Consider the following 24351-nt stretch of genomic DNA (forward strand, 5'->3'; position numbering starts at 1 on the left):
TTAGCGCTTAATATTCAGCGTTTCACTCAGCATTTCGTCGCTGGTGGTGATGATCTTGGCGCTTGAGGAATAGGCCCGTTGGGTCTGGATTAGATCGGTCAGTTCCTGCGCGATATCCACGTTGGAGCCTTCCAGTGCATTGCTGTTGATGCTGCCCAAGCCGTTCAGCATCGGATTGCCGAGGCTCACCGCACCGGAATCGCGGGTGGCGACATAGGCGTTCCCGTCGATCGATTGCATCTGATCAGGGTTGGCCACATTGGCGAGCGGCACCTGGAAAAGCGCACGACGCTGACCATTGTCGAAGACCCCGAAAAGAATGCCGGAATCGCTCATTTCAGCCCGCTCTAGGCTGCCGGTTTCGGTCCCGTCATCGGTAAAGGCCGGGGGCGTGTAATCGCCCGAAAACTGGGTCATCCCGCCGAATGTTCCGGGCGCGCCAAAGTCGATTTCCAAGTCCTGCGGCGTGCCGCCATTGGTGATCGACAGTGTAACAACGCCCGTCGCAGGGTCGATTGGCAGGCTGCCGGGGGTATAGCTTGCGGGGCTGCCCGCACCCGCGCCGCTGTCGGTGAAGTTTACCGTCGCATCGCCATAGTTTGTGCCCGCTTCGTCGGTGATGCTGACTGTCCATTCGTTATCAACCGCACCCGGTGTCCACGACAGGGTCAACGCATCGCTGCCGCCCAATTGGTTGACGTAGCGCAGCGTGGATTCAAAGGCCGTGCCAGTGGTGCCGGGGCCGGTTTCTTGGGCGGGCACATTCGCCGACACGCCCACGCGCGAACTGGGCGTGCCCTGCACCTGATAGCTCGCGATATTCACGGTGCTTAGATCGTTGTAGCTGGTGCTGCTAACACTACCAGTGGCCCCTGCCGCATCGGTAGGAAAACCCGAAAGGAAATAGCCGGCAGAGTTGCGTAGGTTGCCGTTCTGATCCGGGGTGAAAGAACCAGCGCGGGTCAGATAATAATTGGATTCAACAGGATCATTGGCATTACGCGACACGACAAAGAAGCCTTCACCCTGTACCGCCAAATCAGTGGTGCTGCTGGTGCCCATGATATTGCCATTGGTGGAGATGTTGGCCCGTACATCCGTCAACACACCCGCTTGGGTCGACCCGGTATTCTGGGTCACAAACTCCGAGAAGGTCCGCCGGTAGCCGACCGTATTGGCGTTGGCGATGTTGCTAGAGATGTTCTGGACGCGGGAGGAGTTGGCCTGCAACCCGCTGACCCCGATTTGAAGGGCGCTTGTAATGCTCATGACTTGATCCTGCTCGTTCTTGTTATTCTTGGCTTATACATGAGAAAGCCGATTCTTCATGGTCAACGCAAGAATAAAATTTGCATTTGATATTTATGTCACTGACTTTCCTTGACATCCGTAACTTTTGTCACGGCATCAAGGATACGGTCCGCGCTTTCCATGCTCAGCCGCATCACGTCTGATCCCAGCGGCCCCTCCTCCGTAGGGCGCGCGCCAAGCCCGGTGGCGATCTCGGCCCAACCGGGCAATTCGGCGAGCGATGGGAATGCCGTGGCTGCCCGTGCGACGGTCTCACTGTCGCCGGCCTGATAGGCTGCAAGCGTAAGCCGGGTGGCGTCGGCAAAGGCGAATTGCTGGGGATGCGCCTCCCACATCTCAAGGAACGCCTGTCGGGCAGAGCCCCACTTCCCGGTCTCATAAAGGGCAACGGCACGGCTGCGGCGCAGGTCCATATCTTGGGCACGCAGACGCAGAGCTGCCAGCTCATCCGAGCGGCCCGCCTGCGCCAAAGCCTCCACCAAAAGCGCTTCGGCTTCGGCACCCTGATCGTCAGCATAGCCACTGAGCAGGTCCACGGCGGCATCAGCCTGCCCACCGGCCAAAAGCGCGCGCGCTTCGCCCCGGTGTAATTGAACCATCAGTGCCGCATCAGGCGCTTTCGTCCCCACACTTTCCAACGCTTCGGCCATCTCACGCAGGCTTCGGAATTCACGCGCGGCAAGGGCCGTCATGCCCATGTCCAGCAAACGCTGCGGCACGGCGACGGCATACCCGACAAAGCCCGGATCAAAGCGCCAGCGCGCGCTGATGCGGGCATGGCCTTCTAGGAAAGTGCCAAGGTCGATCTCACCCGCCGCCCCCGCTGCATAGAACGCGCCATAGATATCGCGGGCGCGTATCAGCAGCGCCTCTGCCTCCGCTTCAGAGGCGTCGCGCTGCAAATTATGCAAGGCCCACAAGGCGGTATCCGTTTCACCTTGCTCTGCGGCGATGTCCGCCAACAGCGTCGTAGCATCACGGGCTAGCGCATCACCGCTCCACATCCACCGCGCAGTCTTCAGCAGTGACAGCGCATCCTCTAGCGGCAGGGCATCGGTTTCGCGCCCCATTCGGATCAAGGCCAACCGCGCCCGCTGCGCATAGGCGTCACGGCCCTGTGCAGCTTGGACATAACCTTCAAAGGCCATCAGGAAATCACCAGAAACCTCTGACGCACGGGCGAGCAAGAACCGATAGGCGGGACCATCGCGCAACTCAGCGTGTTTGGGAAACTGCGCGGCCAAGGCCTGCGCCACGTCCCACTCCTCCGCCGCTAAGGCTGCCTCTAGCAGGTCCGGCAAAACGGCAGCTTGGATGGCGGGCGATAGCGCGCCAAGGCTCTCGACTGTGCGCGGCATCAAACGGGCCGCCTCATCTATAGCCCCCAAGCGGGCGAAAGCCGCTGCCCGAAGCGCCTGCCCTTCGGCCCAACCCACGGACCACGACACCGCCTGCCCCAGATCGCCGCCATCGCCTGCGTCATCCTCCAGCAAGGCCAGCGTGAGGGTCAATGTTCGGTGTCGCCGCGCAGCGTCATCATTGAGGGTCTCGCCGTCGAGCGCCGCCAGAAAGCCTGCCGCCTCAGGGCGCATCATCCATGCAAGGTGCAGTTCCGAAAGGTCCAGCAGCGCCGCTGCCCGCTTGGGATCCTCCGGATCGGTTGCTGCCAGAAGTTGCATCATCAGCGCTTCACGGGCGGCAAGGAAATCCTCTTGTCCATGTTCCACCAAGGACAGAGGTGCAAAGATAGCACCCTCCTCCCCCGCCACAGGCGCGGCCAAGATCAAAGAGAGACCAAGGACAATGTTGTGCAGATGCTTCATTCTATGAATAGATGCACTTTATTCTTGTAAAGATCCATTCTTTATTTCACACTGACCTTCAATAAAGTCACGCCATCCTTGCCCAAACTGAGGCCCGCCATGACGGAAACCAGCCATATCAGCATGTCGCTGGCGACTTCCCTTCAGCGCCAACTCGACATCACCGCCAACAACATCGCCAACGCCAGCACCGCAGGCTATAAGGGCGAGCATGTGGTCTTTGAGGCGCTGTTGCAGGACAACACCGCGCTTGGCGACGATCAGGCGGCTTTCGTCAGCGACACGGGCTCTTACATCGACACCCGCCCCGGCGCGCTGTCGCAGACCGGCAACCCGCTGGACGTAGCGCTGCATGGCGAGGGGTGGTTCAGCTATCAAACCGCCGACGGGCAACAAGCATTTGGCCGCGACGGCAGCTTTGTCCTCGACCCAGAGGGCAATCTGACCCTGTTGTCGGGGGCAAAAGTGCTCGACGCGGGCGGTGCGCCGATCCAACTGCCACCCGCGGGCCTGGGCGACATCAACATTTCCGAAGACGGCACGATTTCGGGCAGTGAGACCGGCCCGCTGGGCCGTATCGGCGTTTTTAATATCCCAGAAATCCAAAGCTACAAGCGCCTTGGCGGCGGCATGCTGGTCGCCCCCGAGGGTGCCGCCAATCCCGCCGTGGCCGAAGCCGTGCAGGTGCGCCAAGGCACGCTGGAGCTCAGCAACGTCAATCCGGTGCGCGAGATGACCCGGCTGATCGACGTGCAGCGCGCCTATGAGCGCACCAATACAATGATGGGCAATGCGGACGACCTGCGCCGCGACTCGCTCAAACGGATCGCGCAGGCGGTCTGACCCCGACATCCGTGAAACGGAAGGAACGAGACAATGAAGGCACTTAGCATCGCCGCAACCGGCATGATGGCGCAGCAGACCAATGTCGATGTGATCTCGAACAACATCGCCAACGCGAACACCACCGGGTTCAAAGCCAGCCGCGCCGCCTTTCAGGATCTTATCTATCAATCCATGCAACGCGAAGGCGCTGTCACTTCCGAGGCCGGATCGACCCGCCCCGTGGGCATCGACATCGGCATGGGCGTGCAGACCGCAGGCACCGTGCGGTTGAATACTCAAGGCGGCATGGTCGCCACTGAGAACCAGTTGAATGTCGCCATCGACGGGCGCGGGTATTTCTCGGTCACGCTGCCCGATGGCGGCACCGCCTATACCCGCGACGGGTCGTTCCAACTGTCCCCGGAGGGTGAGATCGTCACGATGCAGGGCTACCGCGTCGAGCCGGGCATGGTCGTCCCCGAAAACACCACAGCGGTTGAGATCAACGAACAGGGCGTCGTCATGGCCTATGTCGAAAACGATCCCGTGCCGGTGGAACTGGGCCAGTTCAGCCTGACCACCTTCGTCAATGAGCCGGGGATGCGCCCGGTGGGCAACAACTTCCTGCTGGCGACCGAAGCCTCGGGCGAAGCGCAGGTGGTGAACCCCGGCGATCCGGGCGCGGGGATGATCCGTCAGGGCTATCTTGAGGCGTCCAACGTGAATGTCATACAGCAGATCACCGATCTGATCTCGGCGCAGCGCGCCTACGAGATGAACTCTAAATCAATCGAGACCGCAGACCAGATGCTCTCGGCTGCGAACCAAATCCGCTAATGAAACGGCTTGCCGCCCTCTTCCTCGGCCTGATGGTGCTGACAGGCCCTGCCCTGTCGGCCCCCATCGGCGTGTTGGTCGAGGAACGTGCGCGCACCGATTACGCCGACAGCCTGCCGCAAGACGGCGAGTTCGAGATCACCGTCAAGGATGCCCCCGCTGACGCCGTGTTGACGCTGGCAGAGTTCTGGATGGACCCGCGCAGCGGCAAGTTTCTGGCCAATGCGGTGCTTGAGACGGGCGAGGTGCAGCGCATCGGCGGCTATGCCCTTGTGACCATGCCGGTCCCCGTCCCCGTCACGCGCCTGCTGCCCGATGACATCATCATGGAAGACGACCTGACCGTCATGCGCCTGCCCGTGGGCCGCATCGGCACCTATGTGATGACGGATATGGAAGAGGTCATCGGCAAGCAGGTCCGCCGCGTCTTGACGCCGGGCCGCCCGATCCAGATCCAGTCCATCATCCAGCCGCTGATCATCAACCGGGGCGAGCGGGTGGATATCTATTTCAGCGATGGGCTTTTGGCCCTCTCCTCTCCGGGGCGCGCGCTTGATGACGCGCATGAGGGGCAGGAAATCCGTATCGTGAACCTTGTCAGCAACAAAACGGTCACCGGCATCGCCACCGGCGAAGGGGCCGTGGAGATCATTCGATGACCACCGCTTTCGCGCGCCCCTCTGTCTTGATATTGGGCGCGGCCCTTGCCCTGACCGCCTGCGACACCGCAGATCACTTCGACCGCGACCCGCAGCCCTCACCGATCGTGGTGGATGGCCAAACCATCCCCGAGGTGGCCCGCGTACAGGTGCCGATGCCCGCCGTCGCGATGGAGCCGCCACGCCGCGGCAGCGCCAAGGCCTCGCTCTTCTCGGCCCGCAGTGAGGCGTTGTTTGCTGACCAACGCGCCGATGATATCGGTGATATCGTCACGGTTGTGATCTCAATCGACGACCGCGCGCAATTGCGCAACTCGACTGATCGCGAGCGCGAAGGTGCAAGCTCAGTCGGATTCCCGACATTCTTTGGCTATGGCGCGAAAATTGCCGCAATTCTGCCCGGAATCAGCGCAGCCGACCTGCCGAGTGGCGATGTCGTCGAGATCGGCTCGGCCTCCGAAGCAAGCGGCTCTGGTGCCATTACGCGCAACGAACAGATCGAGCTCAAAGTGGCCGCCTTGGTCATCGACAAGTTGCCCAACGGCACGCTTGTGGTCGCGGGACGCCAAGAAATCATGGTGAATCAAGAACTGCGCGAGCTGCGCATGGCTGGGATCGTGCGCCCTGCCGACATCCGCGATGACAACACCATTTCCTACGACAAGATCGCCGAGGCCCGCATCGCCTATGGAGGCCGGGGCACGCTTTCGCGCGCCCAAGAGCGCAGTTACGGCGAAGATGCGATGGATGTGATCCTGCCCTATTAATTCGCGACTTGGTCACAAAGTGAGACCATTGCCGTCGCAATCGACCGTTAAACCTGACGAAAGCTCAGGAAAGGTCGAACATGAAAAAGGCAGCAATCGCATTCGTAGCACTTCCCTTGCTTTGCATGGGTGCAGGCTATGGCGCCGGTCTGGCCCTTGCCCCTGCCCCAGCCGAAGCGGCAGAGGCCGAGGTTGACGAAAAAACCCCTCATGGGGCCGAAGATACCGCGTCGAAAGCTAAAGACGGCCACGGCGAGGACGCCGCAGAGGTCGTGCATGGCGAGAACCAAGAACCGATGGACAGCTATGAGCTGGCCAAGGACCGCACAGTGGTGCGCCTTGGCCAGATGACCATCCCGGTCGAGAAGACCAACAGCGTGTCTTATGTCGTGGCAGATTTCGCGTTAAAGATGGGATCGCTGGAATTGGCCGAACGTTACCGCCGCGTCGAAGATGCGACACGGATGCGCGATTCACTGCTTCAGGCGATGAACCTTGCCGCCGAAAGCGCGGTGTTGCGCGGTGTGGCAATAGACAGCGAAGCGCTGTCGCAGTTGCTGCGCGATCTGATCAGCAAAGAGCATCAGGGCGTTGATGACGTCATGTTCGTATCGCTTTACAAACAGGATGTGGCGCGGCTTTAACCCGCGCCGCGTGGCCGTTCAGAGAACCGAACGCACCACATAAGAAAGCACCTGCTCCCCGTTATCCAATTCCAACTCCGGCCCCTGCCCGGTGAAGTTCACGCGCGTCACCTCGGCGCGGGTCAGTGTCGTTGCCCCGACATCATTGCCGCTTGCATCACTTGCCGTAATTTCAACCCGGAACGTATCAGGCGGCACCGGCAGGCCGACGGAATCAAGACGATCCCATTCAACGTCGATCACCTCGCCTTCGGCGGTTGAGGCGCCGGGCATCTCGCGGACAAGGGTGCCGTCTTCGGAATAGATGCGAATGGTCACATCCTCTGCGCCTGCATCCAACTGATAGCTCAGCGGAAAATCATCCTCGGTCATGCGCACTTGGGACGACGGCACCAGCACATCGCGCCCGATCAATTGCAGGTCAGACATTGCCCCGACGGTGGATAGCATAGTGCTGATCTGCTCAAGGCTCGCATTGGTGGCAATGCTTTGTTCTACCTGCGTTAACTGCGCCAACTGCGAAACGAACTGCGTTGAATCCACCGGGTTCAGGGGGTCTTGGTTCGAGATTTGCGCCGTCAGCAGGGTCAGAAAGCTGTTGTAGCTTTCTTGAAGCTCGGTGGCCGAGGTCGCCGCAGCGGAGGTGCCGCTGCTGGTCATCGTGCTTGCAATACTCGCGTCGATCATAGTCTCGCCTTTCAGGTGAGGATATCCAACTGCCCAGCTATCATGGACGGGGTCGGTGTCTGGGCCAACGGCTGGGCGTCGCTGCCCTGCGCGTCATCGGCTTCTGGCATATTCAGGGCAAGGTCCGGGCCCGCGTTCTGACCGCCATCGCGGCCCCGTTCGCCGAAGGTCTGGAAATCAAGATCGGCACTCTCTGCGCTGATGCCGCGCGCTTGCAGCGCATCAAGCAGTTGCTCGCGGTCTTGGCGTAACAGGTTCAGAACCGATGCAGTTTCGGTCGTCATGGCGATTTGCATACGACCGGTTTCAGTCCGAACGACCTCAATCTCGATCTCGCCCATCCCATAGGGTGACAGCGAGAAGCGCAGCTTGTTGTCGCCTGTATCTAGACTGCGGATCTGTTGACTGACGTGCTGGCGCAACTGCTCTTCCGGCGCGGCGGCGGGGTTTGGTACGGGCGCCGGCATGGGTTGCGGCGGACTAAGGCGAAGCGCCTCTGGTTGAGGTGCCTGCGGCGCGGTCAAAGCGGCAACTTCACGCAAGGCGACCTCGGCGGCGGGTGTATTCACGCCAGGTTGAGCCGCTTTCGCTGTATCGACAGCGGCACTGAATTGATCGGCGGCGGCGATCCGCGGATCTGCGATTTCTGCTGCCGCGTCGACATTCGCAGCAACAGTCGCGTCAAGCCGCGTCATTTGCGGGCCGCTCATCCCTGACAGGTCGGCTGTTACCTGTTTCGTCGTTTCCCCAGCCATAAGAATGGTCGGCGCTTGCTGATCACGGGTCGCGCCCATCGTAAAGCGGCCAACTGCCGGAACCACCGCAGACGCGACGCTAAGCTGGCTATTCGCCGTGGGAAGGCGCAATGCGCCAGCGATCTTTTCTTCAAGCGCAGCCTCTAGGGTGGGGTCTTCGAGTTTGGCAACCGCTTCCAACGCGCCAACTTCCTCTGTCGGGGCCTCTCCCAAAGCTTCGGCAAAGGCGGCGCGGGCGGCTTTGGGGGTGACGTGACTGTTGCCCTCTTGAAGTGCAGCAACAGTGTGATCCATCAGGGCGATTAACCCCTCAGCCGTCTCAAGGTCGGCCTCTTCAGGCAGCGCGTCGGTTGCGCCATCCACTTCGGGTGCGGTGGCTTTCGCATCTTTAGGCTGTTGCTGCGATGCCACCTCTTGCCCGGCCACGCCCTGCATCAACGCGGCAAAGCCTTCGACAGCCTCCTTTTTTGAGGGCTGCCCGGAAACTACCGCACCGGAGGCCGCGGGTACTGCCTGAAGCTGAGCTATCATCTGACGTCCTCCACCTTGGGATTCCGAAGACTCTCGAATTAAGATCAGGAGATCCGCACGTTCCCGCGCCGATCAGCAAACGAGCGTCGCGCACTGCGGGTCTCGACGAGGGATTTCAGCCTAAGCGTCCACTGGTTGAGGGTCACGGGTCTCTCTGTCCCGGTCAGCTCCAACAGCGAAAGCTCTGCCCCATCGGCCTGATCGGCAGCAAAGAATGTGTGGCTGTCGACCGGACGGCCCCAGTACTGGCCCAAAACCGTGCTCAGCCCCATGCGGAAGGCCGCAGGCTCAAGCCCCAGCTTGAGCAGCTCATCTGCCTCTGCCGCGTGATAGTAAGACTGACCCAAAGCATGCAGAACGCTGTCTTCGTCCATCATGGGGAACAGTCCGCGCCCGATGATACCGATCAAGACTTCGCCCACCAGCGCACCGGCGGCTTGGGAAATATTGGTGAAATTATCGCTTTTGCGTATAACGACGAGCGAGCCGTAAGGCACATCTGCGTCAAGCTCTTCGGCCAGAATATCGCCAAGGCAGATACCTGGAATCGGTTCGATGCAATCTGGCATTGCCACCGGATGACCGGCCCAATCCTGCATTTCGAAAACCGAAGCCTGAACCGGAATCAACGCCCGGATCAGCATGTTAAAATGGCGGCCATCGGCCGATGAATCCATGTGGCAGGCACCCTTCCAGATGCCACCGATAAGTGAGTTTACCTGCATTTCCGCCTCGTTCAGGACATTCTGTCCATGGTTTTTCCAGGCTATTTTTAAAAGTTTTTTAGGTGCCTGATGCTCGTTTATTGCCTTAGGTCTAGATCGCAAGACCTTGACCGTCAACAATTTTACATGCCAGCGCCACATTTTCGGGAATCAGCGGCAGGGATGTCGCACTTTTTCCTGCAGTCGACTTCGGCACAAAACCGCCTAATTTTAACTAAAATAAGGGCCTATTCGGCTTGGTACACCAGACGAATTGAGATGCGACGATTTTCTGGCGCCAGCGGGTCGATTGTGTTGATTGGCTGCGTGTCTGCCACGCCAGAGACCCGCATGAACCGCGCCCCGTTGATGCCCGCGGCCATCAAGGTGCGGCGCGTGGCGTTTGCACGATCTGCGGACAGCTCCCAGTTCGTGTAGCCATTGTTCGCGCCAAATGCAGCGGCGTCAGTATGGCCGATGATCTCGACAGGCTGGTTCTGCTCGGCGATCACATCGCCAATCGCCAATAGCAGCTCGCGGGTCTTTGGGGTGACATCCGCACTGCCCCGCGTAAAAAGCGACCGCTCGTCTTGATCCAGCACCTGCACTGTCAACGCACCGTTCGATTTCTCCAGCCGAACATTGCGCGCCAAGTCGCTGAGCGTACCGTCTGAGGTGATCCGTTCGGCAATATCCTCGGCCATTCGGTCAATCTCAGATTTACGGCGCTCGGCCTCTTCGAGAGCGGCAAGCGTGGCAGGATCAGCGGCTGCCGCAGGCTCTGGCGCATCTGCATATTCCACGACTACTTCTGCCGGCTTGTCGCGCAGGCGACTGTCAAAGACCATCATTGGGTTGTCGCGACCGAAGGTTGGTTTTTGCACGTTGCCAGTATTGTCGACCGCGCCCGTCATCACGCCTGCGGCCATCAGCGGGCGCAAATCAGCCGCCGCATCCGAGGATGATCCGCCGTCAGAGACCGTTGGCGTAAAGTAATTTGCCAGACCGCGCAGTTTTTCCTCGTCCGATGCCGCGAGGATCCACAAAAGCAAAAAGAACGCCATCATTGCGGTCATAAAATCCGCGTAGGCCACCTTCCAACCGCCGCCGTGGTGGGCGTGGCCGCCCTCCGCTTCGTAGCGCTTGATGATGATCAATTCGTTCTTTTTGTCAGCCATTACAGGGCCTCCCGACTACACAAGATCGGGCCGATAGCCAGATCAGGAAAGCTCTGCGTTGTTGTCCGACTTGTCGCGGCTGTATTTGCCCAGACCCGCGCGTTTGGCGTATTCGGCTTTGCGTTTGGAATAGCTCGGCGCGACCAGCGGTGTGTCCGCCGCCAGATTGAACATCACGCGGTATTCCGCTTCGGTGAGGCCGTGTTCGGCACCGAGGTGACGCTTAAGCATTTTGAACCCTTTGCCGCAGCACAGACAAAAGATTGTGTCGTCAGTCATCGGCTGCTCGCCGGGTGCGGCGGTCATGCCCTGCGCTTTGGGCGCGACGGGGGCAACGGCGGCGGGGATATTGGCCAAAGCGGTCGCAGCACTGTCGGCAGGGGCGGCGCGCAAACGTTCGACCAAGGTTAGAATGTCGTCGATCGTCACATCGCTGCGCGTGGCGAAACCAGAAACGATCGTCGCAATCGCGGTATCGCTTAGGTTTTGCTTGGGGGGTACATTAGGCATGGAGCAACTTCCTTGTTAAGTTAATCTTGCCTTCTGCAAGGTTCGCGAAACGCCTAACAAGGGCTTCGCAAGTGGTGCAGCAAAGATAAATCACTCTCCGCCGTTTATTCTTATCACGATTCGAATTATATTTGGAACCCGCCCAAGCATTGACAAGCATTTTTTCGCCATATCGTGAAATATGCATCACGGTTCCATCTGCGCGACTGTTTTGAAAATCGCGCTCTTCGGGGCCGGATCGGGGGCAGCATCGTTGCCTGTGGTCTGGGCGATGATCGTACTGAACAGCCCGGTAAAACCCAGACCCGCCACCGCGATCAGCGGGATATGAAAGGACTTCCACAGGCTTTTGCGTGGCGCGGGCGGTTGCGGCGCAAATGTCGCCGGGTCCAGCAGTTCGGGCTCGGGCACTTCGGGCACATCAATCGGGGCACCAAACTCAACAAAAATGCCACGCGGCATCACCGCGACCTTCACTTCGCGCCGCTCACAGCTATCGCTAAAGCCAGCGGGGAAGAGTTCGGCAGGAATGTCGATTACCATGTTATCCTTGGGGCACCACTCTGCTGCGAGCGTATCGCGCGGGATATAGACCGATGCAAAATCATCACGGAACGCGATGTCGCGCACCAAGGTCGGCACCATTGGCAAGGGTTTGTCAGGAGTGGCCGCGATTCGCATCCGGCCGCCTGCCAGCCACATCTCAAGACTGACGTAGAAACACGCACCCGGCTGCGCTTCGGCTGAGGGGACATACCCTTCCGGAGGGCCGGAGCGCGGCTTACGGCGCTTGCGCGTCCCGATGGGAAAGATCTTGTTCGTGCTCACCCGCTGGAACTGATCCAACTCCGGGCGCTGGCGCATCAACTCATCAAAATCCAACCCCTCTTCGCGGGCGAAGTTGTAGTTGATCAGGTAATCCGCAGCGGTTTCTTCAAGCGCCTTGCTTTCTTGAATCGCTTTTAACAGCGCATTTTCTTCGGAAAACAGCAACCTACGGCAAGGATGGCCCTCAACCTCGGGGCTGACGGCAAAGCTGCCCACGGGCCGGTCAAGGATATCTGAAACCCGGTCAAAAACTGCATGCTCTTCATCATTATGAAAGACCACGAACTCGCAAAGACCGGCGGCATCCATACAAAGCAACAGCCGCATTTCAGCGGGCCAGCCCTGCACGAGAACCGAAAGCTCGGAAGGATCGACGAAATAGGCAAAGGCGTCGGGCTCTTGCTGAGCGTCGACATCTTCCTTCAACTCTTCTTTGACCGAAAAACCACTATTCATCATAGAAACCCAAGTTCTTTCCGAGATAATACTTGTATAGACGTTATCGCTCAAGGATAAAGTAAGAATAGTTTCTTTTTGGAGGCGTGTGCAGCAATGACACTCTTGCTTGGTCTTGTAATGGTCTTTGGTCTGGTCTTTGGCGGCTTCATGCTGTCGGGGGGCAATATGGACATCGTTCTGCATGCCCTGCCCTACGAGGGCATGATGATCGGCGGCGCTTCACTTGGTGCTTTTGTAATCGCCAATTCATTTTCGGTGGTAAAGTCATCGCTGGGCGGGGTTCTGCGGGTCATTAAAGGGCCGCGCTGGAAGGCAGCGGATTACAATGATCTGCTGGCGCTGATGTTCGAACTGGCGCGTCTTTATAAGACCAAGGGCATCGTTGCGATGGACGAGCATATCGAAAACCCCCAAGCGAGCCCGATCTTCCAGCGTTATCCCAAGCTGATGAAAGACCACTTCGTCACCGACCTCATCGCCGACAGCTTCCGCATGATGTCGATGCAGTTCGATGACCGCTTCCAGATGGAAGACGTGATGAACCGCAAGATCAAAAAGCACCACCATGAATCTTTGGTTTCTGCCAGCGCGATCCAAAGCATGGCCGACGGCCTGCCCGCCATCGGCATTGTTGCGGCGGTTCTGGGGGTGATCAAAACCATGTCCTCCATCGACAAACCGCCAGAGATCCTTGGCGCGATGATCGGCGGCGCCTTGGTCGGCACGTTCCTTGGGGTTTTCCTTGCCTATTGCATGGTGCAGCCCATTGCAGGCCGTCTAGAGCAGATCGAAGAAGAAGACAGCGCGATGTATACCGTGATCCGTGATGTGATCGTCGCTATCGTTGCTGGCCACCCGCCCAGCATCTGTATTGAACTGGGCCGCGGCAACATTCCCACCACGAAGCAGCCGAATTTCTCTGCCGTGGAGGCCTCGCAGCGCGAATTGCCTGCGGTATGATGGCCCGCCTGCCCCTCTTCGCCTTTATCGCACTGCTGGCCGGGCCAGCGCTGGCCGCCGGTGCCGCCAAGGACAAGGGCGAGGAGAAGATCGACCAAGCCGCAGCCGCTGAGGCGAAGCTCCCCAACTCTATGCGCAGCCACGGAGTAATCGGCCACGTCGCCCCGATGGAGGGGCTACCGCTGCTTGATCCCGAAATACTGGAACGGATGCGCGAACGGTTGATCGTTCTATCTCAGGGCGTGCGCCAGTGAAGCTTCGGCGCGGTGATGGGCTTGCTGTGCTCTCACGCCTAAAGCGTTTTGAGATGGAGAATGTGGCGCTGGAAATGGTCGAGGTGAACCGCGCCCTCAGCCAAATCGAGAACGAACGCCATACCCTCATGGAGCAACTTAACGACCGGGGCGATCCCGATGCCGTGGAATCCACGCGGGTCGTCTCGGCCTTTATCCGCAACGTTTCGGAGACGATCCATCGCAAAGAGGCCGAAGCCGAGCGGTTGCGCACGGATAGTGCGGGCATCCACGACAGGTTGAACGACCTTTTCGCCGAGGCCAAGCGCATAGACCTGATCCGCACCCGCCGCACCGAGGCCCGCAAACAGGCGTTTGAACAGGCCGAAACTGCCGCCCAAGCCGAAGGTTTCCTATCGATCTGGCTGGAAGATCAACGGTAGTAACGACATCTCCCGGCTTACGGGAGGTTTTCCGATAAATTCCCTTGATTGGCGAATATCGGCCTAGAAAACGCCGCAATTCTATTTCATTAACATCGCATTCAGTTTGTCGTCGTTACGGCGGCATCGAAGGAATTTATTTAATCTATACAGGAGCCTATCTATGGCTGATGCCCCTACACACACCACAACGATTGTTCACGTTAAGCCGCAGAAGAGCGTCGTCGCGGCGTTCTTCCTGACATTGCTTTTTGGCCCGCTTGGATTGCTGTATGCCACCGTCGCTGGTGGTATCGTCATGATTATACTGGCCATTCTCATCGGCGCTGTCACCTTGGGGTTTGGCGCGTTGATCACTTGGCCGCTGTCGATCATCTGGGGCGTCATCGCCGCGATGATGTCGAAACGCACGCCGTCTATCCCCGCCTAAACGCTCCCCGGGGCCGCATTACCGACCCCGTTTTCCATCGTCTCGTTTTTCCCGAAAGGAACTGCAATGAAAAGTAGAGGTTTTCTAGCCGCCGCCGCGATTGGTGCTGCATCGGTCAGCCCCGCGCCATCCTATGCGCAATCATTTCACGTCACCCTTGCCGAAGTTCAGGCGCTGTTCCAAAGCCGCGACCTTGGCGCGCGGCGCATGGTGCAAGAAAGTCTGAAGCATGCGGGCTATTACAACGGCGCGATTGATGGCGCATGGGGGCCGGGGACCGCAGCCGCCTTTCGCGGGCTCATGGCCTCCGACCGCTATCAGCGTCATGCCCCGACATGGACATTCGCACCTGAGGTGCAGGTCAGCGAAACAATGTTCTTCCTGACCTCCGACGCTTACATGTAAACCGCTAAACCTTGCCGAGGCGCCCTTGCGGGCCTCGGCCTTATACCACGTCCTGAACCGCCAATTCGGCCATACGCAGAACCGCCTCTCGATTTGCCGCCACGGCGATGAAGCGTGCGTTGTGACAGAACTTGGCGCCGCTCACACCGCTTGCCGCCTCAAGATCGGCATCCGTCAGCCCGGCCCAAGCTTCGGGAAGGTCGGCGCGGGCCTCAAAACTGTCGCCACTTTTTCGGATCGTCGTCAGCGCCCAATCTTCGCCACGTGGATGCACGACAAACAATAGATGATCCGCCCCGGCCTTCTCCACTGCCGAGCGGAAGGGCATCCCGCTGGGCAGTTCCAGCACACGGCCAGTGCCTGCCGCTTCAATCGCCTGCATCACCATCGCCTCGGCTCGCCGCTTGGCGGCTTTGCCCTTGATCGCCGCCTCTACAAAGGCGCGCGCGACAGGAAGTGCCGCCATAAAGGCGCGATCGTCGGCATTCTCGCCCCGTTCGTCAAAGACGGGTTTCAGCGTTTCCAGCAGCACCGGCAACGTCATCCCAGCAAGAGGCCCTGCCACCGAAGGCTCCAAAGCGCCATTATCAATCAGATCAACGGGCAGGACAAACCCCTGATCGAAACTGCGGTGAATATCATCTACATCCGCTTCAGGCACATCAAAGCTGCGCAGATAATCGCGGCCATAGTGCTGCCAGATCAACCCGAAAGAGCTGAAAGGCTGGTCATCTTCGCGCAACGGGCCGGGGCGCTGGTGGTGGTCAAAGATCAGGGCGTCGGCGTCATAGTCGCGGCCCACATCATAGATGATCCGCCCCGCGCCGGGGGTGATCCAATCCGCATCGCGGCTGCGCAGCAGCGTCGCCTCGGGGTAAAGCCGGGTAAGAATGACAGAGGACAAAAGCTCATCCGCGTGAAAGCCCCCAGAGTGGGTGACGAGATGGGTAATAGTCATGGGGACAGGCTCCGCTAAGGCTGAAAAAAGAGGTATCGGGATCATCGCTTTCGCCCCCATACTGCGGGGCGCAGCACAAGTGCAAGCGGCGCGTCTTAGCGCGAAAGCGCCACCAGCGTGGCTGAAACGGGATCAAGGATAAACGCCCCCACCTGCGCACGGGTTTGGGTCAGACCATCGCGTTGCTCTGGGATCAACTGCACGAGAGACGCAAAGCGGTTGTGATGGGTGCCATCCACTGCCCCGATGCCCGAAATATCGACCAGCTGAACGCCGTTTCTCTTGGCCAAAGCCTGAACCGCAGGGGTGCTGGCATCGGTTCGACCAACCCTAGGCCGCGCCCCGGCAAGCCCCGCAGAAATGCGCAGCGCCCGGTCATCAGGGGCGACCAAAATCGCCATAGGTGGCTCAAGCGGGCCGATAACCTCAATCTGTTTGCGGAACACATGAACGTCGATATCCGGCGCGGCAAGAACTACGTCGCTTAACCTTGCGATCACCGCATCTTTGCCTGAAAGCCGTAACTGGCGCAGGGTTTCTGCCACCAGCCACCCCCCCATACTATGGCCAAAGAGCGTGATCTTTCCCACATCGGGGTCAGCGGCAAGGGTGCTGAGCACCGCGGCCAGCTCATCGCGCGAATAGGCCGCCGCGTCTTTGTCAGCGACATAGCCCACCACCGTCCCAGCCGAGGGCCAGGCAAAGAGGATCGGTTGTTCGGGCAAATCACCATCTACGGCCACCTGCGCGAGGCGAAAGAGCGATTCCGGGAAAGTTTGGTTGTATCCGTGGACAAAAACCATCACGTCTTGCCGCCCCCCCGCTCCGCGCTGGATATCAAGCGCAGACAAAGGCTCGCGGGCTGTCACCGCAAAACTGCGGCTGGGGTCGGGCTCCTCCTCGGGCCATTCGATCCGGCTTGCCTCATGGCTGGGCGGAATGGCAATGGTGAAACGCTCAAAGTTCATCTGATGTGCGCGGGCGTCTGTGTAATCGCCCGTCTCTGCTTCGCGGCCACGGGTAGAGGCGACGGTGATCGCAACGCTCTTTCCCGTGGGCTGCGCGGCAGGCACGACGGTCAGCGTCTCTCCACCCGGGCGCGGTGCGCAGGCCGATAGGGCGATGATCATCACCGCGCAGAGGGCACGCATGCCGAGGGCACCAAGGTTTTGACTTTGAGTATTGCGCATCCCTGCCCCCATCTTTCGCCGCCGTTCTAGCCTATTCTTCCAGCGAAATCATAGGCAAAAGGCCGTGACGGGGCTGGTATCAGACCGGACCAGTCGCACCCGAGACATCCGGCAGCGTCATATCCCCGCCCTCCGCCGCTGCCAGCAGGCTGCGGCCCGTCTGCAAGACGCCATCGCGGATGTCATTGGCGATGGCAGCACTCAGCGCATCGCCATCACGCGCGGTCAGCGCCGCCAGCACCTCTTTGTGACGATCGATCTGATAGTATTCCGCAACTTCGGTGATCACCTGGCGTTGAAAAGGGCCAAGCTGCAGCCAGATACTCTCGATCATCGGCAGCGACGATTGCGCGGGGTTTACGGTATAGAGAATGCGGTGAAACGCTTGGTTCAGCAGCGTTAACTGGTCTGAGTCCCGCTCGGCCACGAAACGGTCCATGCTGCCGTCAATCTCGGTCAATTTGCCGATCACGATGTCCGAAATGTAAGGCAATGCGCGCAGGGCGGCGTGGGTCTCGACCGCGATGCGCAGGGCGACCAGTTCCTCGAACCGGTCAGAGGTCATCAGCGGCACGGTCAGGCGGCGGTTGTCCTTGATCTGGATGGCATGTTCCGAACTCAGCCGCCGCACTGCCTCGCGCACCGGGGTCGGGCTGAGGCCAAGACGCTCTGCAATGCCGCGCATGGTCAGCGAGGTGCCAGGCGTGATCGCGCCGAGCATGATCGCATTGCGCAGCCGCTCATAGACATATTCCTGCGTCGTCCCGCCCGGAATCTCAGGGATTTCGGGGATGTTGAGCGCGTCGTTTTCGGTGTCGGTCATCGGGCCGCCTTTGGTCTTTCGCCGCTGACCATACGCTCCGGGGCGATTGACAGACAAGCGAATAGTGGTATGACGTTTCCCTAAATGGTATCACATTTTTAGGTTCGATATCGAAAGGAACCCCATGTCTCAGAGCAAAGCCGAAGCGTGGCTGGCGCAACATCCCGAAATCGAATCCATCTTTGCCTGTGTCTGCGACCTTAACGGCACCATGCGCGGCAAGCGGGTGCCAGCGGATCAAGTCTCTAAGGTTGTCGAAGGCGGGCTGCGCATGCCCCTGTCCATCGTCGGCATGGATATCTGGGGCGAAGATGTCGAAAATAGCGAACTGGTGTTTGAGACTGGGGATTCCGACGGGCTGTGCGATTTCACGGGACGGCCCCTCATGCCCATCACATGGACTTCGCGCCCGACCGCGCTTGCGATGCTCTGGATGCGTCAGGAAAACGGCGCCCCCTTCCCCGGCGATCCGCGCCGGGCGCTGGCCGAAGTGGCGGCCAAGTTCAAAGCACGCGGTCTGACCCCGGTAGTGGCGACCGAGTTGGAGTTCTACCTTGTCGACCCGTCCGAGGATCACCCGCAGGCGCCCTGCTCCCCGGTCACTGGCAAGCGGCTGGATTCCGACGGCGCATTGTCGCTGGACGAATTGCAGCATTTCGATGAGTTCCTGAACGAGGTTTATGACGCCTGCGAATTGCAGGGCATCCCGGCAGATGCGGCGATCTCGGAGAACGGGGCAGGCCAGTTCGAGATCAACATGCGCCATGTGGATGACCCGCTGCGTGCCGCCGATGATGCGGTGCTGTTCAAACGGTTGGTGCGCGGCATCGCCCGCAAACACGGGTTCGCCGCAACCTTCATGGCCAAACCCTATGGCGATCTGGCGGGCAGTGGCTTTCACGTGCATTTCTCGCTGGTGGATGAAAACGGCGTTAACGTTTTCGACAATGGCGGGGATGAGGGCACGGCCCTGATGCTCAACGCCGTGGCCGGTCTGCTGGCAACGATGCAGCAAAACACGCTGACCTTCGCGCCGCATGAAAACTCCTATCGCCGACTGCTGCCGGGTGCCCATGCGCCGACCAATGTCGCCTGGGGCTACGAGAACCGCACCGCCGCGATCCGCATCCCCGGCGGAGATGCCAAGGCCCGACGCATCGAGCATCGCGTCGCCGGGGCCGATGCCAACCCCTATCTGGTGCTGACCAGCATCTTGGGCGGCGCGCTTTTGGGGATCGAGCAAGACATGCAGCCCGTCGCCCCGATCACCGGCGACGCCTATACGATGAAGCTCGACAACCTGCCGCTTGACTGGGCCACGGCCATCGACGCCTTCCGCAAAGGGCCGGATGTGCCCGGCATCTTCTCCGCCCGCTTGCAGACCATGATGGTCGAATGCAAGACCCAAGAGCTGCGCAAATTCGCACGGCAAGTGACCCATTTCGAATATGATACCTATCTGGAGATCGTCTGATGTCTCGTCCCCCCTACGCCGGTGACGGCAGCCATACGTCAAGCTACTACGCGGCCTCGGCCAATCCCTCGCCTAAGCGCCCAGAGTTGCAGGGCGATCACGAGATCGACGTTTGCATCGTCGGCGCGGGCTATAGCGGCCTGTCGACGGGCCTGCATCTGGCCGAGAAAGGGTACAAGGTCGCCATCATCGAAGGCGCGCGCGTGGGCTGGGGGGCCTCGGGGCGCAACGGGGGGCAAATCGTTAACGGGCTGAACGCCAGCCTCCAAACAATCAAGCGCCGCTATGGTCAGGACACGGCGACTTTCGTGGCAGGCATCGTTCAAGAGGGTGGCGAGATCATCCGCGAGCGGGTCCGCACCTATGACATCAAATGCGACCTCAAGGAAAAGAACATCTTCACCGGGCTCACGCCTGCGCATATGCGCGAGTTGGAAGAGCGGCAGAAGCTCTGGCAGAGCTACGGCATCGACAATCAAGAGATGCTGGACAAGGATCAGTTGCGTGCCCACGTCAATTCCGACCTCTATGAAGGCGGGCTGATCGACCATTCGGGCGGCCATATGCACCCGCTCAACCTCGCCCTCGGTGAGGCGGCGGCGTTTGAGAAAAACGGCGGCACGATCTACGAGATGTCCCCGGTCACGGATGTAGATCACGAGGCAGCCCGCCCCGTGATCCGAACGGCCAAGGGGACGATGACCTGCAAGACGCTGGTGCTCTGCGGCAACGCCTACCTTGGCCATGTGGTGCCCACGCTGACCCCGCGCGTGATGCCCGTCTCGACCCAAGTCATGGCAACCGAACCGCTGAGCGAGGCACAAGCCCACGCGCTGCTGCCCACCGATGCCTGCGTCGAAGACATTCGCTATATCCTCGATTATTACCGTCTGTCGGGCGACAAACGCATGCTTTTCGGTGGCGGCACCGTCTATGGCGGCGCTGACCCGCGCGACATCAAGGCCAAGCTCAAGCGCAACATGGACAAGGTCTTCCCCCAACTCAAAGACGTGAAGATCGACTATGCGTGGAGCGGCAATTTCGCCCTATCGTTCAGCCGTGTGCCGCAGATGGGCCGGATCGGCGACAACACCTATTTCGCGCATGGTTACAGCGGCCATGGCGTAACCGGTTCGCATACCTTCGGGCGTATCCTTTCGGAAGCGATCGACGGCGAACTGACCCGCTTTGATGTCTTCGCCAATGTGCCGTGGTTCCCCTTCCCCGGCGGGCGCATGTTGCGCGTGCCCTATTCGGTGATGGGTTCATGGTGGTACGGGCTGCGCGACCGTTTGGGGGTCTGAAACCTTTTGACAGGGCTGGGGGTTTCTTAACAATGACCGGGCGTATCGCCCGCCGTGACAGGAAGGACCCCCATGCCCGATCAAAAACCCGTCTCTACAATTGTCTTCGACGTGAACGAGACCCTGCTCGACATCACGACGCTGGAGCCGCTGTTCGCGCGGGTGTTCGGTGACGCCTCGGTCCTGCGCGAATGGTTTGCCGAGTTGATCCTGTATTCGCAGACCATGACCCTCTCTGGCCGATATGCCCCCTTTGGTGCGCTGGCGGGGGGTGTTCTGCGGATGGTCGGCGCGAACAAGGGCGTGACGATCAGTGATGAGGACGTGGCCGAGTTAAAATCACTCATCGGCTCCATGCCCGCCCATCCGGATGTCGCCCCCGCCCTGCGCAAGCTGCGCGAGGCAGGTTTCCGGCTGGTCACACTGACCAACTCGCCCCCCTCTCCCGCGCCGACACCGCTAGAGAAAGCTGGCATCGCCGACTTCTTCGACCGCAGTTTTAGTGTTGATGAGGTGGAAAAATTCAAACCCCATCCGGCGACCTACCAGATGGTGGCCGATGCGTTGGACATAAAAACCGATGATCTTTGCATGGTGGCTTGTCACTTGTGGGACACCATCGGCGCGCAGGCGGCGGGCTGTCAGGGGGCTTTTCTGACCCGCCCCAACAACAACCTGATCGAGGCCGAAAACGTACCGCAGCCGCATTACCTCTCGGACGATCTGGTGGACTTGGCCGAGCAGATCATCGCCGCGAACGAGCGCTGATCCTCAGCCCCCCATGCGCCGTGCCAGCCGCGTTTCAAGCTGCACCATCGCGTCATAGATCAGCACCGCGAACAGCCCCACCGCCAGCCCGCCTTGCACCACGAAAGCGGTGTTATTCGTCAGCAGCCCCGCGATGATCACCTCTCCCAAGGTCCGCGCCGCGACGGTCGAGCCGATGGTTGCCGTGCCAAGTGCGATGACCACCGACAGTCGGATGCCCGTCAGCGTCACCGGGAGGGCCAGCGGCAGTTCCACCCGCCACAGCCGCTGCCAACGGCTCAGCCCGATACCGCGCGCGGCCTCCATCGTGGCGGGCGGCAGGTTGGTGAGCCCCGTCACCGCGTTCTCGAAAATCGGCAGCAGCCCATAGAGAAACAGCGCCACCAGCGTCGGCCCCGCGCCAAAGCCCAAAGCCGGCACGGCAAGCGCCAGCACCGCCACGGGGGGGAAGGTCTGGCCCATATTGGTGATCGTGCGCGATAGCGGGCGGAACGCCGCGCCCGCAGGCCGGGTCACAAGGATTGCCAGCGTCACCGCCACCACCGTCGCCGCAGCCGAGGCCATCGCGACCAGCGCCAGATGGCTGAGCGAAAGCGACAAGAGCGAGGCGCGCGTGTAGATCACCGGACCATTTGCCGGCGCTAAAGGCGCCAACAGCAGCGTGAACCACTCAGGTCGCAAGACCAAAGCCAGCAATACCGCCACCAGAAGCGGCCGCAGGATCCAGCCGATCCTCATGGGTGCTGCCCGGCCCGCGCGCGGATCGCATCCAGCGTCACGCGCCCCAGTGGCACGCCATCTCTCGCGACCGGCACCGCCCCGCGCCCGGACCACAGACAGGCCGAGAGCGCGTCGCGCAGGCTGGCGTCGGCAGAGAGCGGTATGCCCTCGGCGGCGCCTTCTTCGACCAGCTCAGCCACGGGGATCAGAGAGAGCAGGCGCAAGGGCCGTTCCACATCGCCAACCATATCCGCCACGAAATCCGTCGCAGGATCGGCGATGATCTCGGCGGGGGTGCCGTGCTGCACCAGATGCCCCCCGTCCATCACCGCCACCCGATCACCCAGCCGGATCGCCTCTTCCATGTCGTGGGTCACCAGCATGATGGTGGAGCCAAGCCGCTGCTGGATGTGCCGCAGGTCTTCTTGCGCGCGGGTGCGGATGATCGGGTCCAACGCGCCAAAGGGTTCGTCCATCAACAGCAGATCAGGCCGCGAGGCCAAGGCCCGCGCCACGCCGACACGCTGTTGCTGCCCTCCCGACAGTTCCGCCGGATAGCGGTCGCGGAATTGCGCAGGGTCCATCGAGAATAGCGCCAGCAGTTCATCCACCCGCGCCGCGATCTTGTCACGCGGCCAGCCTAGCAGTTGCGGCACCGCGCCGATATTGCGCCCCACGGTGTGATGCGGAAACAGCCCGTGCCCTTGGATGGCATAGCCAATCCGCCGCCGCAGGATATGCGGCTTGACCGAAAGGGTGGATTCCCCGTTGATCCGTACCTCCCCCGAGGTCGGCTCCTCCAGCCGGTTGATCATCCGCAAGAGCGTCGTTTTCCCTGACCCAGAGGTGCCGACGATCACCGTGATGGTGCCCGTCTCCACCGTCATCGACACGGAATCCACAGCGCGTGTATCGCCATAAGTCTTGGTAATACGGTCGATCTCGATCATGTGCTGTCCTTTGGGGTCTTGCGGGTCAGTTCGACCAATATGTCCATCACGATGGCCGCCGTCAGCGCCAGCACCACGGTCGGCAAGGCGCCCAGCAGGATCAGATCGGTCGCGGTTTGGTTCAGCCCCTGAAAGACGAAGGTCCCGAAACCGCCGCCGCCGATCAGCCCGGCAATGACCGCCAGACCGATGTTCTGCACTAGAACGATGCGCAGCCCGGTCAGGATGATCGGCAGGCCCAGCGGCAACTCTACCCGCAACAGACGCTGCAGCGGCGTCATCCCCATGCCGCGCGCGGCCTCAAGCGCGGCTGGCGGGGCAGAGGCGAGCCCCGCAACCGTATTGCCGACCACGGGCAGCAGCGAATAAAGCACCAGCGCGAGAAAGGCGGGCGCAAAGCCGATGCCCGCAATGCCAAGCGCCCGCGCGCCGGGCAGATTGGCCCCCACCCAGCCAAGGATCGGGATCATCAAGCCGAACATGGCAAGCGAAGGAATGGTTTGCAGAAAGCTCAGCACCGGCAATGTCGCCCCGCGCAGATTGGCGAGGCGATGGCACAGCACGCCAAGCGGAAAGCCAATTACTGCTGCGGCAGCAAGCGAGCCGAAGGCCAATCCGAGATGGCGCAGAAACTCGCGCCCGAAGGCATCCGCACGGCTGGCGTATTCTTGCATGACCGACAGGTCCGACAGTGCCCCCGACCACAGGATCGCCCCCAGCACCGCGAGCACCGCCGCCAGAACGCCGCCACGCATCAGCGGCCCTGGTGCCATCGCGGCCAGTGCATCGGCCATGAGCAACATAAAAACAACCAGCAGGCACCAAAACCCTATGGAGGGCGACACACGCGCGTATTCACCGGCCTCAACTAACAGGCCAGACGCACCTTGGGTCAGCAGCCAAAGCAGCCCGCCCAAGCCCAAAATCGCGCCCCCGATCCGCAGGCTATTGCGGCCCGCAGGCAGACCCATGACCAGCCCTGCGGCAATCGCAGCAAGTCCGGGCAGCACCACCGGCAAGCTGGCCACGCGCCATGCCATCACCCCCTCGCCCGCGACGATGCGGTTGGCCGCCAGCGTCATGAACGGGGCCAACAGCGCCGCCGCGCCCAGCACAGCGAACAAAAGCCCCGGCGCAGAAAACCCTGCGCCGGGGCCGGTCAATGTCCGGGTGGC

At 60.7% G+C, this 24351-nt stretch carries 27 protein-coding genes; 13 read left to right on the forward strand and 14 right to left on the reverse strand.

Features of this window, described 5'->3' with window-relative positions; genetic code table 11:
* Together DSM110093_RS12360 and DSM110093_RS12365 are read right to left on the reverse strand one after the other, a co-directional pair.
* Window positions 1-1269 (reverse strand): flagellar hook protein FlgE, encoded by a 1269-nt coding sequence (locus DSM110093_RS12360; protein ID WP_243265368.1) that lies wholly within the window; start codon window positions 1267-1269, stop codon window positions 1-3.
* Between the two features lie 98 nt (window positions 1270-1367).
* A complete protein-coding gene (locus tag DSM110093_RS12365) occupies window positions 1368-3134 on the reverse strand; it encodes a hypothetical protein (protein ID WP_243265369.1) in 1767 nt (588 codons plus the stop codon).
* A gap of 99 nt (window positions 3135-3233) precedes the next feature.
* Here DSM110093_RS12365 and flgF point away from each other — a divergent pair, with 99 nt between their 5' ends.
* The 5 genes from flgF (at window position 3234) to DSM110093_RS12390 (ending at window position 6866) form a co-directional block, all read left to right on the forward strand.
* Window positions 3234-3977: a flagellar basal-body rod protein FlgF gene (gene flgF, locus DSM110093_RS12370; protein WP_067629234.1), complete on the forward strand. Its 744-nt coding sequence runs from the start codon at window positions 3234-3236 to the stop codon at window positions 3975-3977.
* Between the two features lie 33 nt (window positions 3978-4010).
* Window positions 4011-4796, forward strand: a complete 786-nt coding sequence (gene flgG / locus DSM110093_RS12375) for a flagellar basal-body rod protein FlgG (RefSeq protein WP_067938908.1) — start codon at window positions 4011-4013, stop codon at window positions 4794-4796.
* Window positions 4796-5455 carry a flagellar basal body P-ring formation chaperone FlgA gene (gene flgA, locus DSM110093_RS12380; RefSeq protein WP_243265370.1) on the forward strand — a complete coding sequence of 220 codons (660 nt, stop codon included), beginning with the start codon at window positions 4796-4798 and terminating at the stop codon, window positions 5453-5455. Before flgG ends, flgA begins: the two co-directional genes overlap by 1 nt.
* On the forward strand, window positions 5452-6222 hold the full coding sequence (locus DSM110093_RS12385) for a flagellar basal body L-ring protein FlgH (RefSeq protein ID WP_243265371.1): 771 nt from the start codon (window positions 5452-5454) through the stop codon (window positions 6220-6222). The genes flgA and DSM110093_RS12385 overlap by 4 nt, the downstream gene beginning before the upstream one ends.
* 80 nt (window positions 6223-6302) lie before the next feature.
* The gene (locus DSM110093_RS12390) at window positions 6303-6866 is read left to right on the forward strand and encodes a hypothetical protein (RefSeq protein WP_243265372.1); all 564 of its coding nucleotides are present in this window, start codon (window positions 6303-6305) and stop codon (window positions 6864-6866) included.
* A gap of 18 nt (window positions 6867-6884) precedes the next feature.
* On the opposite strand, the gene DSM110093_RS12395 is transcribed toward DSM110093_RS12390, so the two are convergent.
* The 6 genes from DSM110093_RS12395 to DSM110093_RS12420 all read right to left on the reverse strand — a co-directional run bounded on the left by DSM110093_RS12395 (window position 6885) and on the right by DSM110093_RS12420 (window position 12518).
* Window positions 6885-7553 (reverse strand): flagellar hook capping FlgD N-terminal domain-containing protein, encoded by a 669-nt coding sequence (locus DSM110093_RS12395; RefSeq protein ID WP_093928346.1) that lies wholly within the window; start codon window positions 7551-7553, stop codon window positions 6885-6887.
* Window positions 7554-7564: 11 nt separating this feature from the next.
* Entirely contained in the window at window positions 7565-8839 is a 1275-nt protein-coding gene (locus DSM110093_RS12400; RefSeq protein ID WP_243265373.1) for a flagellar hook-length control protein FliK, read from the reverse strand.
* Between the two features lie 44 nt (window positions 8840-8883).
* Window positions 8884-9516, reverse strand: coding sequence for a hypothetical protein (locus DSM110093_RS12405; protein ID WP_093928344.1), 633 nt, complete (start codon window positions 9514-9516; stop codon window positions 8884-8886).
* Window positions 9517-9791: 275 nt separating this feature from the next.
* Window positions 9792-10721, reverse strand: coding sequence for a flagellar motor protein MotB (locus DSM110093_RS12410; protein WP_243265374.1), 930 nt, complete (start codon window positions 10719-10721; stop codon window positions 9792-9794).
* Between the two features lie 42 nt (window positions 10722-10763).
* The gene (locus tag DSM110093_RS12415; protein WP_243265375.1) at window positions 10764-11231 is read right to left on the reverse strand and encodes a MucR family transcriptional regulator; all 468 of its coding nucleotides are present in this window, start codon (window positions 11229-11231) and stop codon (window positions 10764-10766) included.
* Window positions 11232-11417: 186 nt separating this feature from the next.
* The gene (locus tag DSM110093_RS12420; RefSeq protein WP_243265376.1) at window positions 11418-12518 is read right to left on the reverse strand and encodes a hypothetical protein; all 1101 of its coding nucleotides are present in this window, start codon (window positions 12516-12518) and stop codon (window positions 11418-11420) included.
* 93 nt (window positions 12519-12611) lie between these two features.
* Between DSM110093_RS12420 and motA the strand changes: the two genes are divergently transcribed.
* From motA to DSM110093_RS12445, 5 genes are all read left to right on the forward strand, one after another.
* On the forward strand, window positions 12612-13478 hold the full coding sequence (gene motA / locus DSM110093_RS12425; protein WP_243265377.1) for a flagellar motor stator protein MotA: 867 nt from the start codon (window positions 12612-12614) through the stop codon (window positions 13476-13478).
* Complete coding sequence (locus DSM110093_RS12430; RefSeq protein WP_243265378.1) at window positions 13478-13732, forward strand: hypothetical protein; 255 nt, start codon at window positions 13478-13480, stop codon at window positions 13730-13732. The genes motA and DSM110093_RS12430 overlap by 1 nt, the downstream gene beginning before the upstream one ends.
* Window positions 13729-14154 (forward strand): hypothetical protein, encoded by a 426-nt coding sequence (locus DSM110093_RS12435; RefSeq protein ID WP_243265379.1) that lies wholly within the window; start codon window positions 13729-13731, stop codon window positions 14152-14154. Before DSM110093_RS12430 ends, DSM110093_RS12435 begins: the two co-directional genes overlap by 4 nt.
* A 163-nt stretch (window positions 14155-14317) precedes the next feature.
* Window positions 14318-14584, forward strand: coding sequence for a hypothetical protein (locus tag DSM110093_RS12440; RefSeq protein ID WP_243265380.1), 267 nt, complete (start codon window positions 14318-14320; stop codon window positions 14582-14584).
* A gap of 66 nt (window positions 14585-14650) precedes the next feature.
* The gene (locus tag DSM110093_RS12445) at window positions 14651-14989 is read left to right on the forward strand and encodes a peptidoglycan-binding domain-containing protein (RefSeq protein ID WP_243265381.1); all 339 of its coding nucleotides are present in this window, start codon (window positions 14651-14653) and stop codon (window positions 14987-14989) included.
* 40 nt (window positions 14990-15029) lie between these two features.
* Here the strand turns inward: DSM110093_RS12445 and DSM110093_RS12450 are convergent, their stop codons facing one another.
* The 3 genes from DSM110093_RS12450 to DSM110093_RS12460 all read right to left on the reverse strand — a co-directional run bounded on the left by DSM110093_RS12450 (window position 15030) and on the right by DSM110093_RS12460 (window position 17960).
* A complete protein-coding gene (locus DSM110093_RS12450; RefSeq protein WP_243265382.1) occupies window positions 15030-15947 on the reverse strand; it encodes an MYG1 family protein in 918 nt (305 codons plus the stop codon).
* 95 nt (window positions 15948-16042) lie between these two features.
* Window positions 16043-17137 (reverse strand): alpha/beta fold hydrolase, encoded by a 1095-nt coding sequence (locus tag DSM110093_RS12455; RefSeq protein WP_243265383.1) that lies wholly within the window; start codon window positions 17135-17137, stop codon window positions 16043-16045.
* A gap of 79 nt (window positions 17138-17216) precedes the next feature.
* Window positions 17217-17960: a GntR family transcriptional regulator gene (locus DSM110093_RS12460; protein WP_243265384.1), complete on the reverse strand. Its 744-nt coding sequence runs from the start codon at window positions 17958-17960 to the stop codon at window positions 17217-17219.
* A 124-nt stretch (window positions 17961-18084) separates the two neighbouring features.
* Between DSM110093_RS12460 and DSM110093_RS12465 the strand changes: the two genes are divergently transcribed.
* The 3 genes from DSM110093_RS12465 to DSM110093_RS12475 all read left to right on the forward strand — a co-directional run bounded on the left by DSM110093_RS12465 (window position 18085) and on the right by DSM110093_RS12475 (window position 21506).
* Complete coding sequence (locus tag DSM110093_RS12465) at window positions 18085-19434, forward strand: glutamine synthetase family protein (RefSeq protein WP_243265385.1); 1350 nt, start codon at window positions 18085-18087, stop codon at window positions 19432-19434.
* Window positions 19434-20738, forward strand: coding sequence for an FAD-binding oxidoreductase (locus DSM110093_RS12470; RefSeq protein ID WP_243265386.1), 1305 nt, complete (start codon window positions 19434-19436; stop codon window positions 20736-20738). Before DSM110093_RS12465 ends, DSM110093_RS12470 begins: the two co-directional genes overlap by 1 nt.
* Window positions 20739-20810: 72 nt before the next feature.
* Window positions 20811-21506, forward strand: a complete 696-nt coding sequence (locus tag DSM110093_RS12475) for a haloacid dehalogenase type II (protein ID WP_243265387.1) — start codon at window positions 20811-20813, stop codon at window positions 21504-21506.
* A gap of 3 nt (window positions 21507-21509) precedes the next feature.
* Here DSM110093_RS12475 and DSM110093_RS12480 read toward each other — a convergent pair whose 3' ends face one another.
* Genes DSM110093_RS12480 through DSM110093_RS12490 form a run of 3 tightly spaced genes read right to left on the reverse strand, consistent with a single transcriptional unit; the run spans window position 21510 to window position 24339 of the window.
* Window positions 21510-22244: an ABC transporter permease gene (locus tag DSM110093_RS12480; protein ID WP_243265388.1), complete on the reverse strand. Its 735-nt coding sequence runs from the start codon at window positions 22242-22244 to the stop codon at window positions 21510-21512.
* A complete protein-coding gene (locus tag DSM110093_RS12485; protein ID WP_243265389.1) occupies window positions 22241-23176 on the reverse strand; it encodes an ABC transporter ATP-binding protein in 936 nt (311 codons plus the stop codon). The genes DSM110093_RS12480 and DSM110093_RS12485 overlap by 4 nt, the downstream gene beginning before the upstream one ends.
* Entirely contained in the window at window positions 23173-24339 is a 1167-nt protein-coding gene (locus DSM110093_RS12490; RefSeq protein ID WP_243265390.1) for an ABC transporter permease, read from the reverse strand. Before DSM110093_RS12490 ends, DSM110093_RS12485 begins: the two co-directional genes overlap by 4 nt.
* Between the last annotated feature and the right edge of the window lie 12 nt (window positions 24340-24351).

The organism is Sulfitobacter sp. DSM 110093, assembly GCF_022788715.1.
Taxonomy (GTDB): Bacteria; Pseudomonadota; Alphaproteobacteria; order Rhodobacterales; family Rhodobacteraceae; genus Sulfitobacter.

Bases quoted from the DNA above. Each gene is read 5' to 3' on its own strand.
- DSM110093_RS12360 (WP_243265368.1), bottom strand. From the start codon at position 1,269: ATGAGCATTACAAGCGCCCTTCAAATCGGGGTCAGCGGGTTGCAGGCC.
- DSM110093_RS12365 (WP_243265369.1), bottom strand. From the start codon at position 3,134: ATGAAGCATCTGCACAACATTGTCCTTGGTCTCTCTTTGATCTTGGCC.
- flgF (WP_067629234.1), top strand. From the start codon at position 3,234: ATGACGGAAACCAGCCATATCAGCATGTCGCTGGCGACTTCCCTTCAG.
- flgG (WP_067938908.1), top strand. From the start codon at position 4,011: ATGAAGGCACTTAGCATCGCCGCAACCGGCATGATGGCGCAGCAGACC.
- flgA (WP_243265370.1), top strand. From the start codon at position 4,796: ATGAAACGGCTTGCCGCCCTCTTCCTCGGCCTGATGGTGCTGACAGGC.
- DSM110093_RS12385 (WP_243265371.1), top strand. From the start codon at position 5,452: ATGACCACCGCTTTCGCGCGCCCCTCTGTCTTGATATTGGGCGCGGCC.
- DSM110093_RS12390 (WP_243265372.1), top strand. From the start codon at position 6,303: ATGAAAAAGGCAGCAATCGCATTCGTAGCACTTCCCTTGCTTTGCATG.
- DSM110093_RS12395 (WP_093928346.1), bottom strand. From the start codon at position 7,553: ATGATCGACGCGAGTATTGCAAGCACGATGACCAGCAGCGGCACCTCC.
- DSM110093_RS12400 (WP_243265373.1), bottom strand. From the start codon at position 8,839: ATGATAGCTCAGCTTCAGGCAGTACCCGCGGCCTCCGGTGCGGTAGTT.
- DSM110093_RS12405 (WP_093928344.1), bottom strand. From the start codon at position 9,516: ATGGATTCATCGGCCGATGGCCGCCATTTTAACATGCTGATCCGGGCG.
- DSM110093_RS12410 (WP_243265374.1), bottom strand. From the start codon at position 10,721: ATGGCTGACAAAAAGAACGAATTGATCATCATCAAGCGCTACGAAGCG.
- DSM110093_RS12415 (WP_243265375.1), bottom strand. From the start codon at position 11,231: ATGCCTAATGTACCCCCCAAGCAAAACCTAAGCGATACCGCGATTGCG.
- DSM110093_RS12420 (WP_243265376.1), bottom strand. From the start codon at position 12,518: ATGATGAATAGTGGTTTTTCGGTCAAAGAAGAGTTGAAGGAAGATGTC.
- motA (WP_243265377.1), top strand. From the start codon at position 12,612: ATGACACTCTTGCTTGGTCTTGTAATGGTCTTTGGTCTGGTCTTTGGC.
- DSM110093_RS12430 (WP_243265378.1), top strand. From the start codon at position 13,478: ATGGCCCGCCTGCCCCTCTTCGCCTTTATCGCACTGCTGGCCGGGCCA.
- DSM110093_RS12440 (WP_243265380.1), top strand. From the start codon at position 14,318: ATGGCTGATGCCCCTACACACACCACAACGATTGTTCACGTTAAGCCG.
- DSM110093_RS12445 (WP_243265381.1), top strand. From the start codon at position 14,651: ATGAAAAGTAGAGGTTTTCTAGCCGCCGCCGCGATTGGTGCTGCATCG.
- DSM110093_RS12450 (WP_243265382.1), bottom strand. From the start codon at position 15,947: ATGACTATTACCCATCTCGTCACCCACTCTGGGGGCTTTCACGCGGAT.
- DSM110093_RS12455 (WP_243265383.1), bottom strand. From the start codon at position 17,137: ATGCGCAATACTCAAAGTCAAAACCTTGGTGCCCTCGGCATGCGTGCC.
- DSM110093_RS12460 (WP_243265384.1), bottom strand. From the start codon at position 17,960: ATGACCGACACCGAAAACGACGCGCTCAACATCCCCGAAATCCCTGAG.
- DSM110093_RS12465 (WP_243265385.1), top strand. From the start codon at position 18,085: ATGTCTCAGAGCAAAGCCGAAGCGTGGCTGGCGCAACATCCCGAAATC.
- DSM110093_RS12470 (WP_243265386.1), top strand. From the start codon at position 19,434: ATGTCTCGTCCCCCCTACGCCGGTGACGGCAGCCATACGTCAAGCTAC.
- DSM110093_RS12475 (WP_243265387.1), top strand. From the start codon at position 20,811: ATGCCCGATCAAAAACCCGTCTCTACAATTGTCTTCGACGTGAACGAG.
- DSM110093_RS12480 (WP_243265388.1), bottom strand. From the start codon at position 22,244: ATGAGGATCGGCTGGATCCTGCGGCCGCTTCTGGTGGCGGTATTGCTG.
- DSM110093_RS12485 (WP_243265389.1), bottom strand. From the start codon at position 23,176: ATGATCGAGATCGACCGTATTACCAAGACTTATGGCGATACACGCGCT.